Genomic DNA, 17,037 nt, shown 5'->3' on the forward strand with positions numbered 1-17,037 from the left:
CATGGCGCTTCATATTGTTCTTATTGAACCAGAAATCCATACCAATACAGGGAATATAGGCAGGCTTGCCTTGGCTACGGGCTGCAACCTTCACTTAGTTAAACCCTATGGGTTTGAAATTACGGATAAACGATTGAAAAGAGCCGGCCTTGATTATTGGCAACATCTAAATATTAGAGAGTACGAAAATCAGAAGGAATTTTTTGAATCCCATAAAGAGGAAAAAATGCTGTTATTTTCCTCTCATGGTTCAAAAAATCATTGGGATGCAGTGTATACAGAAAATACTTTTCTCCTTTTTGGTAAGGAATCCAGTGGGCTTTCCAATGATATTTTAGAAAGAAATACCCGTAATGTCTTTAAAATTCCGCTTTACAGTACCCACGTGAGGAGCCTAAATTTGGCAAATGCAGTTGCCATTACTGTGTATGAAGGTCTAAGACAATTACATTAAATTCCTAAACGTAAGTTTTGTATCTTTTAGCTATCTAAAAGACCAACTTGTTATCCATGAAAAATCTTTTTCTTCGGTTCATCGCAATATTGACACTAGTTGTGATAACCTATGCCTGTAAGACTGAAACCAAGAAAGAGGCAACCGACCAAGCCTCTGAAATAAAATTCAATATTCCCGATGGATTTTCATTAGAAGAAATCTATCATCCCAGTGCCAATGAGCAAGGATCTTGGGTCGCCTTGGCCCAAGGGCCCAATGGCACTATTTATTCATGTGATCAGTACGGCAAAATTTACTCTTTTACCCCGCCCAAAAAAGGGGAACAACTTTCCAAAAAAGATGTAACCCCACTGGATATTGAAATAGGGCAAGCACATGGCCTACTTTGGGCATTTAATGGTCTTTATGTTTCCGTAAACAAGAGATGGGAAGACGATTCTGAATATGGAAGCGGGATTTACAAAATTGAGGATACCAATGGTGATGGAGTTTTGGACCAGAGCAAAATGCTTTTAAAATTGCAGGGCGACGGGGAACATGGGCCGCACAGTTTGGTCTTATCGCCCGATAGAAATGAAATTTACTTCATTGCAGGTAACCATACCTTAGTTCCCGATGTCCTAAAAAACAATAGCAGATTGCCCAACAACTGGAACGAGGACAACCTAATACCTACCTATTTGGATGCAAGAGGGCATGCCAACGATATTAAGGCCCCAGGGGGTTGGGTCGCTAAATTTAATCCGGAAGGAACGGAATGGGAATTGCTGTCCGCCGGTTACAGAAACCCTTTTGATATTGCCTTTAACAACGATGGAGAATTGTTTACCTACGATTCAGACATGGAATGGGACATTGGTATGCCTTGGTACAGGCCCACGCGCATTTGCCATGTAGTCCCTGGAAGTGAGTATGGATGGCGTACCGGTTCGGGTAAATGGCCGGCCTATTATCCCGATAATTTACCAGCAGTTCATAATTTGGAGCAAGGGTCGCCCACGGCCGTCCTTTCTGCCGCTTCCCTAAATTTTCCATCGAAATTTAAAAATGGACTTTTGGTCATGGATTGGAGTTTTGGAACGGTATATTTTATTGATTTGGTTCCAAAAGCTAGTAGCTACGAAGCCAATAGGGAACAGTTTTTTTCAGGGACTCCCTTACCGTTGACCGATATGATCTCCGGCTCGGACGGTAACCTGTACTTTGCTACCGGAGGTCGAAATCTGGATTCGCACTTCTATCGGTTAACCTATACCGGTGATGCTATTTCCGAAGCGGATATTACCGAAAATGCGGAAAACAAAAAATTGAGGGACCTAAGGCACACCTTGGAATCCTTCCAAAAAAGCACAACGGAAAAAGGTCTTTCCCTTGCTTGGGAAAATTTGGCTCATGAGGACCGATTTATTCGATATGCTGCACGTATGGTCTTGGAGCATGCAAATTTCGATGCTTGGAAAGACAGATTTACATCAGAAACCGACCCCACGAAGCTTATCAATGCAAGCATCGCCATAGCCAGAAAGGATGATCCACAGCACCAACAACTGATTTATGAAAAACTGAATCCCATTCAGCTGGAAACACTTACGAAAGAAAATCAGTTGGCCCTCCTGCGCGCCTATTCCCTATCCTTTATCCGGATGGGCAAACCTGCGAATGCCATGGGAAATGCCATAGTTAAAAAACTGAACAACTACTTTCCCAATGCCAACAACAGCGTGAACAAGGAATTGAGTCAGATTCTTCTATATTTGGAGGCAGATGGCATTACAGAGGGATTGGTCAATCAATTGATAAAACATACGGAAGAAAAGACGGTTTCGGAAGGGGTTGAGCTTTTAGATGAAGAAACCACCCTTAGGAGCGAACAATATGGGGAAATCATTAGGGAGATAATTGCACAAATGCCTCCTAGCGAAGCTATTTATTACGGGATGCTTTTGAGCAATGCAGAAAAAGGATGGACGAAAGATTTAAGGGAAACCTATTTTTCTTGGTTCTATGACGTCCTTGGAAGCAAGGGTGGAATGAGCTTTAAAGCCTATATGGAAAATGTCCGCCAACGGGCCATGTCACATGTACCTGAATCTGAAAAAGATTATTTCAAGGAAATTTCGGGCGAATATTCCCCAACGGATGCCGTGGCAGATCTTCCCCAGCCCATGGGACCTGGAGGCACCTATACTGCGGGAGACATACAGGATATTGTATGGAGTGAAGAAATGAAAGGGGGTGAATTTGAAGCGGGAAAACGAGCCTTTGAAGCGGCCATGTGTGTTTTATGCCATAGAATACGGGGCGAAGGAGGCGCCGCAGGACCTGACCTTACCCAAGCCTTTACGAAATTCGGCACGTATGACCTCATCCATGCCGTTGTTAGTCCCAACGATGAAATATCGGATCAATACGCCCATACTTTACTTGAGCTATCGGACGGAAAAAATCTGGCGGGTAGGATAAAATCGGAAAATGGGGACGAAGTTGTTTTAATGCCCAATCCCTACAATGAAACCTATTCCGTTTCTATCAAAAAAGATGAAATTGTACAGCGAGGACCTTCCCCTATTTCACCCATGCCGGGAGGTTTATTGAACCGACTCAATCCGCAAGAAATTAAGGACCTGTTCAAATATTTACAATCGGGAGGGGATAAAAACCATGAATCCTATAATGAAACCGAAAGTGAGGATTAAAATAGTTTTCCTTTAATTTCAAGTTATAAAAACAATTAATAGAAACGCATTCATTTTAATGCTACAAGAATAATTAAAACCAACACCCTTATGAATCCGAAGTACAAAACTCTACTACTCGTTATTTTTATTTTTTGCATTACCTCCGCTTTTTCTCAAACGGAAGAACTGCCCATTGATCCATCATTTTACGAAAAACTGGAATGGCGCAATATTGGTCCATCACGTGGTGGTAGATCTTTGGGTGCTTCGGGAAGTCCATCCAGACCCAATGAATACTATTTTGGGGCCACAGGGGGAGGTTTATGGAAAACGACGGATGGTGGCAACGAATGGAAACCCGTTACGGATGGGCAGGTTACCAGTTCATCCGTAGGTGCCGTAGCCGTAGCCGAAACCAATCCGGATATTGTATATATCGGTATGGGCGAGGTACAGTTACGGGGTAGCATTACACAGGGAGATGGTGTCTATAAATCTACGGATGCAGGGGAGACTTGGAAACATCTAGGACTTAAGGAAACCCAAGCGGTTGCCCGGATCAGAATACATCCTACGAATCCTGATGTGGTCTACGTGGCGGCTTTAGGCCATCCCTATGGGGATAATGATGAACGCGGGGTTTTCCGCAGTAAAAACGGTGGCGAAACATGGGAAAAAGTATTGTACGTGAGTCCAAAAGCAGGTGCAGTAGATTTGATTATTGACCGTAATAATCCAGATGTGCTGTATGCCAGCACTTGGGAAGTACAACGAAAAGCTTGGAAAATGTGGGGCGGTGGTGGCGATTCCAAATTATGGAAATCCACGGATGGAGGAGATACCTGGTCCGACCTTACCAGCAACGAGGGAATGCCCGCACCACCTATCGGAAAAATAGGTGTTACCGTTTCCCCTGTAGATTCCAACAGGGTTTGGGCCATCGTAGAGGCCAATGAAGGCGGTGTTTTTAGGTCCGATGATGGTGGAATAACATGGGAAAGAACCAACGACGAGCGAAAATTGCGGCAACGTGCCTTTTACTACTCTAGAATTTATGCCGATCCGGTGGATAAGGAAACGGTCTATTGTCTAAATGTCGATTTTTGGAAATCTACCGATGGTGGAAAAACCTTCGACACTGAAATAAAAGTGCCGCACGGGGATAACCATGACCTATGGATTGATCCAAATAATCCAGATCGAATGATTTCTTCCAACGATGGCGGAGGAATCGTAAGTATTAACGGTGGAAAGACCTGGACGGAAGAAGATTATGTTACTACACAGTTTTATCATGTGATGGCCACCAGTGATGTGCCCTATCACGTAGCAGGTGCGCAACAGGACAACAGTACCTTGGCCATGCCCAGCGATGGCTGGGACCACATGCAGGCCAGGGGGCCCAACCATGGGTGGTATTATGCAGTTGGCGGTGGTGAAAGTGGTTGGATAACCCAGCACCCCACCAATCCGGATATTTTTTATGCAGGTAGCCAAGGTGCTCTTTTAACACGCTATGATAGAAGCAATGGCCAAACCCGAGATATACAGGTATATCCAAGGTTTTTCTCGGGCGAACCGGCAAGTGCCTTACCGGAACGTTGGCAGTGGACCTTCCCCATTATGTTCGCTCCCCAGGACCCCAATGTCATGTATACCTGTTCCCAACATGTTTGGAAAACGACGGATGATGGCCAGTCTTGGGAGAAGATAAGCCCGGATCTAACCTATGCCGACCCATCCACTTTGGGAAAAACGGGCGGAGTGATTACAATGGACATGAACGGGCCGGAAATTTACGCCACGGTTTTCGCTCTGGCACCTTCAACACATGACATCAATACCATTTGGGCCGGTTCGGACGATGGTAAAATTCATATTACTAGGGATGGCGGAAAAAATTGGGAGGATATCACGCCCGAAGGTCTGCCAAAATTCTCAAGGGTCAGTATCATTGATGAGTCGGTTCACAACCCAGGTACCTTGTATGTTGCGGCAAACCGATATCAGGTGGATGACAGGCAACCTTATGTTTTCAAAACCCATGATTATGGAAAAACATGGAAGAAGATTATCAACGGAATTTCGGACGGACATTTTGCAAGGGCGGTACGGGAAGATCCAGTTCGGGAAGGGCTTTTGTTCCTTGCCACGGAACATGGCGTCTACTTCTCAATGAACGATGGGGAATTATGGCAAAGTCTACAGTTAAAACTGCCTGACACACCTGTAAGGGATTTGGTTGTTAAGGACAATGATGTAGTCCTTGGAACCCACGGCCGTGGATTTTGGATCTTGGACGACATACAACCTTTGCGACAGTACACGCCTGAAATGAAGAATCAAGATGCCGTTCTCTTTAAGCCAAGAAACGCCATTCGTGGCATTACCGATGCAACCATCCAATATTATCTCAAATCTGAACAGGACACGATTACATTCGAAATATTGGACGCAGCTAATAAGGTTATCAACACTTTTACGGGAAGCAAGCCAAAATATGAAAAAGACCCGGACGCACCTTGGTGGGAACGAGGGGGGTCCTCCAAACCCACGACGGCAAAAGGCCTGAATACGTTCACATGGGACTTGCGCTACCCTGGTGCAACAGTTTTCGACGGAATGATCATTTGGAGCGGACGCCCCCAACGAGGACCTAAAGCTCCCTTAGGGACATACAAGGTGAAAATGAAAACGGGCGACTATGAAGAAATATATACTTTCGACATAGAAATGGACCCTAATTTAAAGGGTATAACCAAAGCAGATCTTCAAGAACAATTTGAACTGGCCAACAAGATTATGAACAAGACCAGTGCCGCCAATGAAGCTGTTATTAAAATACGAAAGGTTAGAGAACAATTGAATGCGCATAACGAGGCCCTTTCGGGTTCCACTTACAAGCGGAAAGTCGCTCCGTTTTTGGATAAGTTGACAGCCATTGAAGAAGAACTATATCAAGTAAAGAACCAGTCCCCACAGGATCCCTTGAATTTCCCGATAAAGTTGAACAATAGATTGGCTTCCTTGCGAAGAAGTGTAGAGTCCGGAGATGCGAGACCTACTGATGGAGCCTATAAAGTCTTTGAGGAGCTTTCTGCCGAGTTAAATACCCACTTGTCAAATTTGAACAAAGTAATGGATTCACAATTGCCCGTGGTCAATGCCATATTGGAAAAAGCAGGAAAAAAGGCGGTTAAAATAGGGGAATGAACATGAATAAATTCAGAATAACAGTAGGCCAGGCATTTTTGCTCTTGGGTTTTTTGATGGTTCTTTCAAGCTGCCGGGACGTTAAAAAAGGAAAAACTGACGCTCTGGAAGCAATAACCACTAGGTCAGAAACATCTGATCGATTCACAACGCCCTTGGGCAAGGAATTCAGCATACCTGAACCTTCCGAAAAAATGATTGCCCAATACCAAGAGGCGAAGCAAGCATACGAAAGCAATCCCGATAGCGCCAATGCCCTAATTTGGTACGGCAGACGGACCGCCTATCTTGGAAAGTATGAAGATGCCATCGATTTATACTCCAAAGGAATCGAGAAATTCCCTGAGGACGCCCGTTTTTACCGACATCGCGGACATCGATATATCTCGATACGGGAATTCGAAAAGGCAATCTCAGATTTGGAGTTGGCGACAAAACTCATTGAAGGAAAGCACAATGAAATAGAACCCGATGGAATGCCAAATGCCATGAACATTCCGGTAAGCACACTACACGGAAATATCTGGTATCATTTGGGTTTGGCGTATTATCTGGAACACGACTATGAAAAAGCATATGATGCGTATCTAAACTGCAGGAAATCAGGAGAGCTTGATGATAATATAGTTTCAAGTACCCATTGGCTCTATATGATTCAACGTAGGCTTGGAAACGAAACATTGGCAAATGAAATGCTGGAACCAATTACCCAAAAAATGGATGTTATTGAAAACCAAAGCTATTACGAACTTTGTAAACTGTACAAAGGATTGATTCCCATAGATTCCCTTCTGCGAACCAAATCTGGAAATCCATCAAACGATGCAGTGGCCTATGGACTTTCTAACTGGTATTTTTATAACAACGATAAAGAAAAAGCCAAAGAGCTAATGTTGGATTTATTGGATAGCCCTTCATGGAGTTCTTTTGGATATATAGCGGCGGAAAGTGATTTGATACATTACTTTGATAAAATAAAACCGTAAAGTGAATCACCTTGGATTATGCAAAACTCAAATCACTATTTTTGCATGATCATTTAGCAGATACAAAATGCAAAAAACAAAAATAGCCCCATCACTACTTGCAGCGGATTTTGGAAATTTACAACGTGATGTTGAAATGGTGAACAATAGTGATGCCGATTGGCACCATATCGATGTCATGGACGGGGTTTTCGTTCCCAACATTTCCTATGGAATGCCCGTTATCAAAGCCATTCAGAAACATGCTAGCAAACCCTTGGACGTACATTTGATGATCATTGACCCTGACCGCTATATTGATACATTTGCAAAACTGGGAGCAACAATTCTAACCGTTCATTACGAAGCTTGTACCCATCTCCACCGAACCATACAGGCCATTAAGGCAAAAAGGATGAAAGCTGGGGTTTCCCTAAATCCGCATACCAATATCAATCTATTGGAGGACATAATCGGTGATATCGATTTAGTATTGCTTATGAGCGTGAACCCAGGTTTTGGGGGGCAATCCTTTATTGAAAATACCTACGAAAAAATTAAGGCCCTGAAAAATCTTATCCAGCGTAAAAATGCTTCGGTCCTAATTGAAATAGACGGCGGCGTAACTACCGAAAATGCCAAACAATTGGTTGATGCCGGTGCGGATGTATTGGTAGCGGGCAGCTTTGTCTTTAAAAGTGAAAACCCTGTACAAACAATTTCGGAACTTAAATCGGTAGCAGACGGAAAATAAAAAACGAAAGGTGGCCAATGCATCACAATGATTTTGACCACCTTTTGCGTAACCTAAAACTAATACTGCTCCAAAAGGTATTTTATCAAATCTGTAGTGGTAACAATACCTACCAATTTTTCGCCATCAACTACGGGAAGCGCATGAAATTCATTATGCGCCAGGATTTCGGCCACTTCCTTTATCGTGGTATCCGAAGAAATACTCTTAAGATTTTTGGCCATTACCTGTGAAATGGTGAACATATTGTAAACGATGGTTTCCACATCGGCATCCTCTTCGTAGGCGCCATCGGCAAAACTAATGCGAAGCAAATCCGTTAGACTCAACATTCCGATGATCCTATCGCCCTCCACGACGGGAATATGACGGATATGGTTCTCCTTAAAAAGGCGTTCCGCGGTTTCCAATTGATCATTACTGTTCAATGTGATGATCTTTTTTGTCATAATTGTTGAAACGGGCACTCTATGTCTTAGACTCATAACTCTGGTTTTTTAATGATACTTAAAGTTCGAGTTAACAACGTACATAGAGCATGATAAAAATCATAGGTACCAATTATTTTCAACCCTTTTCAATCGCTATCCAGGTCATTTTTGTTAACTAAAATGTCTAGTTTTGTAGAAGAACACAAAGAAAATTATTCCGATAAATTAAGGATAATGGGGTTAATGGATATTGCAATCATAGGAGGTGGACCGATCGGTATCGCATGTGGGCTGGAAGCCCAGAAAAATGGCCTGTCCTATGTTATTTTGGAAAAAGGGCCCATTGTGAATTCCCTTTTCAACTACCCAGCAAACATGCAGTTCTTTTCATCTTCGGAGCGATTGGAAATCGATGAAATACCCTTTATAAGCAAAGAGGCAAAACCCAAACGGGACGAAGCCCTGGAATATTACCGAAGAATCGTGACTTCCAACAAACTGAATATACAGCTTTTTGAAAAAGTGTTGGAAGTTGAAAAGGCTAACGATATTTTTCATGTAAGGACAAACAAGGGACAGTACCAAACAAATCACGTTATCGTAGCCACAGGTTTTTATGATATTCCCAACCTACTGAACGTACCTGGGGAAGATTTGCCAAAAGTCTCCCATTACTATAATAATCCCCATTATTATGCCGGTCAAAAGGTAGCGGTCGTAGGGGCCAGCAACAGTGCCATAGACGCTGCTTTGGAATGTTGGAGAAAGGGAGCGGAGGTTTCGTTGATCATTAGGGGTCCGGAAGTAGGACAACGCGTGAAGTATTGGGTACGCCCGGATATCATCAACAGAATCGAGGAAGGTAGCATTACGGCATATTACAATAGCACCGTAAAGACCATTCACGAAGATTCCTTGGAAATTACCTATGAAAAGGGAGCGACCAAAACGATTCCCAATGATTTTGTACTGGCCCTTACAGGCTACAAGCCCAATTTTCAGTTCTTGGAAATGCTGGGTATACATATTTCCGAAGACGAAAAGCGGTTACCGGAATACGACCCGGAAACTATGGAAACCAATGTGGAGAATCTTTATTTGGCGGGAGTGATTTGTGGCGGTATGGAAACTCATAAATGGTTCATTGAGAACTCGAGGATCCATGCAAAAATGATCGTAAGGAATGTCTTGGACAAGAAGCATAAATAAAACTGTTAATTCCATCCGCCGCCCAGCGCCAGATATAAGTCCACTATGGCCTGTAGTTTATTATTTTTGGTCGAAATTAAATCCAAATTCGTGTTGAGCGTATTTTGCCTTGCATTCAATACCTCCAGGTAATTCGCCAAACCATTATCCAAGAGCTCCTGCGAATATTCCCTAGCCAAGGTATAAGCTTCATATTCCTTTTCCTTTACCTTGATTTTATCCATGGCCGCATGGTAGGAAAAAAGCGCATCGGATACTTCCTTTGAAGCGTTCAACAGTGCGTACTTAAAATCCAATTTTGATTGTTCCTGCTGCGCATTGCTTACTTCATATTGGGTTCGTATTCGTCTACCATTGAATAAAGGTTGCGTAAGCCCTCCAATGACCGAGGCAAATAACGAATTGGTATCGAACAATTTATTTAAATCCAAACTTTGAAGTCCTCCATTTGCGGTTAGCGTGATGGATGGATAAAAATTACTCCTAGCAACATTTGTAAGTTCAAATGCGTTTATGAGGCCGTACTCGGCCGATATTACATCGGGTCTATTTGCCAAGAGCTGGGCGGGTATACCTGTGCTCAAAGGTGTATCAATTTTTTGATCCTCCAAGGTGTTTCTTACAATTTCCTTGGGTTCACCCCCCAAAATCAAGGACATGGCATTTTCCAAAAGCTTCGCAGAATTTTCCAGGTCGATAAGCAGGGCTTGGGCGGTATATAGTTGCGCCTCGGTTTGTTTTACGGCAACTTCGGTAACATTTCCAGCCTCTTTTAGGGCTTTTGTCGTTTCCAATCCATTAGAGCGATTTTCTATGGTAAGTTTCGCAATTTGAATCTGTTCATCCACAGACAAAAGTTGATAATATAGGGAAGCTATATTTCCCACCAAGGTACTCTTAACAGCTTTATGAGCGGCGACCGATTGAAGATAACTTGCCTCAAAAGCCCTTTTATTGCTCCTGATTTTACCCCAAACATCAGCTTCCCAAGATAGTCCACCACTAACCTCGTATTGATCCAACCTATTAAAAAGTCCCCCAAACTGACTATTTCCGGATATCTCTGTATGTGTATATTTTGGGTTCAGGTTTAACGTGGGAAAATAGCCGGACCTTCCCTGTTTTAGGTAAGCTTCCGAAATCAAAATGCGTTGAATGGCCTTTCGAATGTCAATATTATTTTCAAGACCTTCTTCAATATAATTTTGCAGGTACGGATCTGTAAACAATTCCTTCCATGAAACCAAGACCAAGGAAATACTATCTTTCTGCAAGGAATCTGTTCGAAAGTATTGGGCATCCAGGGTAACATCTTCCGGTCTTTCATATGTTTTGGCCGAAAAGCATGATGCCAATAATAATGGCAAAACAACGACAAATCCAATTTTTATATATTTTGACAATACCATAATCAATAATTTATTCGGCCTTTTGAACCTCTTCAAATTTTGGGGTTCCCGATATCTTCTCCTGCAACCATTGGAAGAAAATAAACAAGGTGGGGATTACAAAAACCCCAATTACGGTCCCAATCAATAATCCACCTACGGCTCCGGTACCGATGGACCTGTTCCCTTCTGCACCCACACCATTGGCCAAAGCCAAGGGCATTAAACCAAGTATAAATGCGAATGAAGTCATTAATATGGGCCGTAATCTGGACTCTGCACCCTCTATGGCCGCATTTAATATACTCAGTCCATGTTTTCTTCGTTGCAGTGCAAATTCTACAATCAATATGGCATTTTTTGCCAACAGACCTAGTAACATGATCAAAGCGATCTGAAAATAAATATTGTTCTGAAGGCCAGCAATTTGGGTTGAAAAATAAGCCCCGAACACACCCAAGGGTAAAGAAAAGAGTACGGAAAAAGGAATCAGATAACTCTCATATTGGGCGGCCAAAAGAAAATATACGAAAACCAACGACAGTAAAAAGATGGTCGTTGTTTGATCCCCGGCGTTAACTTCTTCGCGTGTCAGGCCTGAGTAGGCTATGGAAAATGTGGTGGGTAGGGATTTTGCCACTTCTTCTACCGCTTTAATGGCATCCCCAGAACTATAACCTGGATTGGTGGCAGCCGTAATCTTAGTGGAGTTGAACAAATTAAACCTTGTAACCGATTGTGGTCCATACACCCTTTCCAAGGTTATAAACTCGGTAATAGGCGTCATCACGCCCCCCGAAGTCCTAACGAACATTTGGTCCAGGTTATCTTTGTCTGCCCTATCCTCCGGAAGTGCTTGCACGTACACACGGTACTGTTTGCCAAAACGTGAAAAGTCGGCGGCAAAAATACTTCCTATATAACCTTGTAGTGTTGCGAAAATACTACTTATGGAAACCCCAAGTTCCTTGGCCCTTGGCACATTTATTTCAAGTTCATATTGGGGATAGCCAGTGTCAAATGAGGATTGTGCATATTGAATTTCTGGTCTATCTGTTAAATCGGCAATAAACTTTTTGTTGATCCTATCCAAATCGGTAAAACTTCCGCTTGCCCTATCTAAGAGATTCACCTCTACCCCGGAGGAACGACCAAAACCTGGGATACTTGGAGGGGCAAAGAATACGATATTCGCCTCTGGAATCGTCGCGGCCGCCCCGAACATTTTGGCGGTTATGGAAGCCATAGATAGGGAATCGGCATCCCTTTCGTCCCAGTCCTTTAATCTAACAAAACCAAGTCCGTAATTGCTTCCTGCCCCTCCCAGAAAACTTCTTCCTTCAATTACCGATCCATCCAAAACTCCTGGTATTTGCTTAATTTTGGAATACAGTTCCTCGTTAACTTCATGTGTCCTATCGATAGAGGAACCCGGAGGCAATTCAATGTTCATAAAGACAATTCCACGATCTTCATCGGGAACAAAACCAGTTTTAACAACGCTGGACGACCACCATATACCCGCCAAGGCGAGAACAAGTATAAAAACCGTAATCCATTTATGTTTATACAAAAAACTTACAGATTGACCGTATTTATTGGTCGTTGCCTTAAAGCCGGTATTAAAGGCATCGAAAAAACGCTGCTTTAAACTTTTCTTTTTAGTGGTATGCTCTTCATGTGGTTTCAGGAACAGTGCGCACAGGGCGGGGCTCAATGTCAAGGCATTAAGTGCCGAAATCATGATGGCCACAATCAACGTCACACCAAATTGTTCATAAAACACCCCGGTTGGACCTTGCACAAAGGTTACCGGTATAAAAACTGCGGCCATCACCAATGTAATTGAAATGATGGCCCCGGAAATTTCGTTCATGGCCGTTATGGTGGCCTTTTTGGCATCCTGGGCACCCTCGTCCATTTTAGCATGGACGGCCTCAACGACTACAATGGCATCGTCCACTACAATTCCTATGGCCAAAACCAGTGCAAAAAGTGTCAATAGATTAATCGAATATCCAAAAAGGTTAAGAAAGAAAAACGTTCCAATGATGGACACAGGAACCGCAATGGCAGGTATCAAGGTTGACCTGAAATCCTGTAAAAAAATAAATACTACCAAGAATACAAGCAAAAAGGCCTCTACCAAAGTACTCACGACCTTTTCTATAGAGGCGTTCAGGAAGTTATTGGTACTATAGGGTATAAATATGTTTATACCTGCCGGCAGGTCTTGTTTGATCTTTTCCAACTTGTTCTCAATTTCAAGTATGATTTCCCTGGCATTGGAACCTTTTGTCTGGTAAATACCCATGTTTACGGCTGGGTAACCAGCTGTCATTGAACTAGCGGCATAGGATTGGGCACCCAACTCAATTTCGGCAACGTCTGCCAATCTTAGGAAACGACCATTGTCCAAAGCCTTTACGACAATATTGCTATACTGATCTTCAGTCTTAAACCTACCTCCGTATTTTATCACATAACTAAACGCCTCACCGTCGTTCTCGCCTAAAGCTCCAGCAGCCGCTTCCAAGCTTTGCTCCCTGAGTACCCCAACAACATCGGAAGGAATGAGTCCGTATGCCGCAAGTTTTTCTGGCTGAAGCCAAATTCGCATAGCATAGTCCTTGGAACCAAAAACGTTTACATTGCCCACACCGTTTACACGTTGTATCTCAGGAATTACGTTTATTTTGAGATAATTCTGAACGAATGTTTCATCATAATCCGGATTGCTACTGTAAAAAGACATGAACATAAGCGCACTCGTTTGCTGCTTTTGGGTGGTCACGCCCGTTTGGATTACGGCCTGTGGCAAAAGCGAGTTTGCCCTGGCTACCCGGTTTTGAACATTGACGGCGGCTATATCCGGATCTACCTCTTGATCAAAAAATACATCGATGGTTGCCGTTCCACTATTGGTTGCTGTAGAAGTTAGATAGGTCATTCCCTCAACCCCGTTAATCTGCTCCTCAAGTGGAATAATGACACTTTCTAAAATAGTTTCGGCATTGGCACCTGGATAGGTTGCACTAACACTTATGGTTGGCGGCGCAATATCCGGATACTGGGTAATGGGCAAAGAGGTGAGGCCCAATAACCCTAGAATTACGATAATAATCGAAATTACCGTTGAAAGCACTGGCCGTTCAATAAACTTTTGTAGCATTTTCTAAAAATTTTCAGTGATTCAACATGTATTATCTAAACAGTTTTTTTATGGGTTTTGCCACACTATCAAAAGGCACTTGGAGGGGTATTATTTTGGAATCTCCACGCAATTTGTCAACTCCAAGGCCAATAACTCTGTCCCCTTTATTGATACCACTTTCTACCAGGTAGAGATTATCCACCTCATTGATGACATTTATGGACTTGGCAGCCGCGGTACTATCTTTGTTAACCAAATAAATATATACATTACCTTGCCTTTCAAAAGTACTCTCCTTGGGAACCACTATCACACCCTCGTATTTTTTGGGTATCCTAATCTTAGCACTATTGCCATTAGTCAAAATCCGAGAGGGATTGTCAAATTTGGCCCTAAAAGTAATGGCTCCCGTAGCGGCATCTACCTGAGAATTTATGGTCTCGATTTTCCCCTTTTGATTGTATACCCTACCATTGGCGAGAATTAATTCAACTTCGGGTAGGTTCTGTATCTTCTCGTCTATAGTATTGCCCTTCGTATCCTGAATAAAATCCAAATAATCCTTTTCATTCATGGAAAAATAGGCAAATACCTCGCTTATATCCGCAACAATGGTTAGTGGTTGTGTGTTGGATGGGCTAACCAAGGCTCCTCTTCTAAAGCGAATCGAACCAACGTATCCATCAACAGGGCTTTTAATACTCCCATAGTTGATGTTGGCATTGATGGAATTATAAGTACTTTTTGCCTGTTGCAACTTTGCCTTTGCGGTTTCCAGCTGCACACTGCTGATAATATTCTTTTCAACCAAAGGTTTTAGTTTATCCACCTCAACCTGGGCGGCATTGACATTTGCTGAAGCCGCAGCGGCATCCTGACTTAGGGATTGGGTTTCCAATTTAAAAAGGGTCTCTCCCTTTTTTACCTGTTCCCCCTCATCTACCAAGACATCTGTAATATAACCTGAGATTTTGGCCATAACCTCACTATTAACAATTCCCTCAATACTTGCAGGATATGTAGTAAAGGAAGTAACATCCTTTGTAGGTATTTCTATTACCTGAAATGACGGCACTGCAGTTCCGCCACCTGAATTTCCAACGGTTTCGTCACCACAGGAAATTAAAAATAGGGCTGAAATAACAATAAGGAAGGTGTAAAATTTCTTCATATTGGATAACTTAATAGTTTTTAGTTTTTTTCTTTGAAGTCCCTTATGCGTTGTAAGGTTTGTTCAATATTCAATTTCTCCCGTACCAGGAAGGTGTGAAAAATATCTCCGATGTACCCCTTTTTGCTATAATTTTCCGGATTGTTCTCCTGATTAAACTTATTGACTTTTTGGGTTAGTTCCAGATCCGAATTTATTGTTTCATAACGCTCTTTTAGCATGTTTTGCAAAAAACTACCGGAACTCCTAAAATATCTTTTCCGCTCACCGGGCCGCGTATAGTATTCCAAGAACTTTAATTGCAACAAGAGATTTAAATTGGTGGAAACGGAACTTTTACTTGCCTGGGTTATGTCCATAAGTTCCTCAAAAGTAAAGCCCTCGAAAGAGGATAATACCATAATGGCATAAATACGAGAAGCCAAGGGCGGCAAACTGTGCCTTTTTTCAAAATAGAGGCCCAATTCCTCTATTAACTCTCTTTTGTATTCCGAACAAAGGGCCATAGTGTAATTTATAGGTCAAAATTAACCTATAGTTCGTTTTGTTCTGAACCAACCTTGCTAAAGTTGCGTTAATTTTAAGGGTTGTAATTTATAATGTGAAGGCTCGCCGATACTAAAATTGCACAAAAAGCCTTAATTCATATCAATGGATAGGGATTTATTTGTGGATTCGCAGGAATTAATTGTTATGAAAACTTACTTTTCGCCTCTTCCTGAAAATAAAAAATCCTATTGCAATCACTTTTCTTTTACTCCGAGACTTTGAAGCTTCGCTTCAAGTTATTGATAAAACAAAAAATCCATCGAAAAATCGATGGGCTTTAATGATTGAAATGACCGCGGAGGGATTGCTTCGCTTTGAAAATAGTTCAAACAAAAAAACGCTCAAGCAGAATAAAATCAAAATGACGAACCATATCGGGATTGGCTGCGCTTTTCCCTCAAAGCTCCGCTTTGAAAATCAAAACCTCACTAAAACAAAAAAGCAAGCTATTTGCTTTAGCTTGCTTTCGATTTATTCGTGACCGCGGAGGGATTCAAACCCCCAACCCTCAGAGCCGAAATCTGATGCGCTATTCAGTTGCGCCACGCGGCCATTACCTTAATCTAGGAACTTAATTTTTGCTTTACAATCGTGGAAATTAACTTCCCATCCGCCTGACCTGCCAATTCCTTGGAAACGATACCCATGACCTTTCCCATATCCTTCATACCCGAAGCACCTGTGGCATCGATAGTTTGTATAACTACTTTTTCGACTTCTTCCTCAGTAAGTTGTTCCGGTAAAAATTGTTCTATCACTGCAACCTGTGCCAATTCTGGATCTGCTAAATCCTTTCTTCCTTGTTCTATAAAAATCGCGGCACTATCCTTTCGCTGTTTTACCAATTTCTGAACCAACCTGATCTCATCCTCTTCACTAATTTCCTTACCGGAACCACTAGTGCTCTCCAACAAAAGAGCGGATTTGATGGCTCTCAAGGATTCCAAGGCTACCGTATCCTTGGATTTCATAGCCACCTTCATCTGTTCCATTACTTTTGCCTGTAAACTCATCTATTGTGGTTTTTGGTCTGCAAAGATAAATAATAAACCCGAAAACAATGTTTGT

At 42.4% G+C, this 17,037-nt stretch carries 12 protein-coding genes and 1 tRNA gene; 6 read left to right on the plus strand and 7 right to left on the minus strand.

What is annotated here, in order from left to right; all coding sequences use genetic code 11:
• Nucleotide 1: 1 nt before the first annotated feature.
• The 5 genes from DZC72_RS15680 (at nucleotide 2) to rpe (ending at nucleotide 8,067) form a co-directional block, all read left to right on the plus strand.
• Complete coding sequence (locus tag DZC72_RS15680; RefSeq protein WP_125223870.1) at nucleotides 2-454, plus strand: tRNA (cytidine(34)-2'-O)-methyltransferase; 453 nt, start codon at nucleotides 2-4, stop codon at nucleotides 452-454.
• Nucleotides 455-510: 56 nt separating this feature from the next.
• The gene (locus DZC72_RS15685) at nucleotides 511-3,153 is read left to right on the plus strand and encodes a c-type cytochrome (protein WP_125223871.1); all 2,643 of its coding nucleotides are present in this window, start codon (nucleotides 511-513) and stop codon (nucleotides 3,151-3,153) included.
• Nucleotides 3,154-3,243: 90 nt separating this feature from the next.
• On the plus strand, nucleotides 3,244-6,348 hold the full coding sequence (locus DZC72_RS15690; RefSeq protein ID WP_125223872.1) for a VPS10 domain-containing protein: 3,105 nt from the start codon (nucleotides 3,244-3,246) through the stop codon (nucleotides 6,346-6,348).
• A gap of 2 nt (nucleotides 6,349-6,350) precedes the next feature.
• A complete protein-coding gene (locus DZC72_RS15695; RefSeq protein ID WP_125223873.1) occupies nucleotides 6,351-7,334 on the plus strand; it encodes a tetratricopeptide repeat protein in 984 nt (327 codons plus the stop codon).
• 67 nt (nucleotides 7,335-7,401) lie between these two features.
• A complete protein-coding gene (gene rpe, locus DZC72_RS15700) occupies nucleotides 7,402-8,067 on the plus strand; it encodes a ribulose-phosphate 3-epimerase (RefSeq protein ID WP_125223874.1) in 666 nt (221 codons plus the stop codon).
• A gap of 59 nt (nucleotides 8,068-8,126) precedes the next feature.
• On the opposite strand, the gene DZC72_RS15705 is transcribed toward rpe, so the two are convergent.
• Nucleotides 8,127-8,552: a CBS domain-containing protein gene (locus tag DZC72_RS15705; RefSeq protein ID WP_243641761.1), complete on the minus strand. Its 426-nt coding sequence runs from the start codon at nucleotides 8,550-8,552 to the stop codon at nucleotides 8,127-8,129.
• Between the two features lie 180 nt (nucleotides 8,553-8,732).
• Here DZC72_RS15705 and DZC72_RS15710 point away from each other — a divergent pair, with 180 nt between their 5' ends.
• Nucleotides 8,733-9,707 (plus strand): YpdA family putative bacillithiol disulfide reductase, encoded by a 975-nt coding sequence (locus DZC72_RS15710; RefSeq protein ID WP_125223968.1) that lies wholly within the window; start codon nucleotides 8,733-8,735, stop codon nucleotides 9,705-9,707.
• 5 nt (nucleotides 9,708-9,712) lie between these two features.
• Here DZC72_RS15710 and DZC72_RS15715 read toward each other — a convergent pair whose 3' ends face one another.
• The 6 genes from DZC72_RS15715 to DZC72_RS15740 all read right to left on the minus strand — a co-directional run bounded on the left by DZC72_RS15715 (nucleotide 9,713) and on the right by DZC72_RS15740 (nucleotide 16,982).
• On the minus strand, nucleotides 9,713-11,116 hold the full coding sequence (locus DZC72_RS15715; protein ID WP_125223875.1) for a TolC family protein: 1,404 nt from the start codon (nucleotides 11,114-11,116) through the stop codon (nucleotides 9,713-9,715).
• A 10-nt stretch (nucleotides 11,117-11,126) separates the two neighbouring features.
• The gene (locus DZC72_RS15720; protein WP_125223876.1) at nucleotides 11,127-14,267 is read right to left on the minus strand and encodes an efflux RND transporter permease subunit; all 3,141 of its coding nucleotides are present in this window, start codon (nucleotides 14,265-14,267) and stop codon (nucleotides 11,127-11,129) included.
• Between the two features lie 31 nt (nucleotides 14,268-14,298).
• Nucleotides 14,299-15,420 carry an efflux RND transporter periplasmic adaptor subunit gene (locus DZC72_RS15725; protein ID WP_125223877.1) on the minus strand — a complete coding sequence of 374 codons (1,122 nt, stop codon included), beginning with the start codon at nucleotides 15,418-15,420 and terminating at the stop codon, nucleotides 14,299-14,301.
• 20 nt (nucleotides 15,421-15,440) lie between these two features.
• On the minus strand, nucleotides 15,441-15,926 hold the full coding sequence (locus DZC72_RS15730; protein WP_125223878.1) for a GbsR/MarR family transcriptional regulator: 486 nt from the start codon (nucleotides 15,924-15,926) through the stop codon (nucleotides 15,441-15,443).
• 521 nt (nucleotides 15,927-16,447) lie between these two features.
• Nucleotides 16,448-16,521, minus strand: a tRNA-Arg gene (locus DZC72_RS15735).
• An 11-nt stretch (nucleotides 16,522-16,532) separates the two neighbouring features.
• The gene (locus DZC72_RS15740) at nucleotides 16,533-16,982 is read right to left on the minus strand and encodes a GatB/YqeY domain-containing protein (RefSeq protein ID WP_125223879.1); all 450 of its coding nucleotides are present in this window, start codon (nucleotides 16,980-16,982) and stop codon (nucleotides 16,533-16,535) included.
• Nucleotides 16,983-17,037 lie beyond the last annotated feature (55 nt).

Origin of the sequence: Maribacter algicola (genome assembly GCF_003933245.1) — a bacterium.
Lineage (GTDB): Bacteria > Bacteroidota > Bacteroidia > Flavobacteriales > Flavobacteriaceae > Maribacter > Maribacter algicola.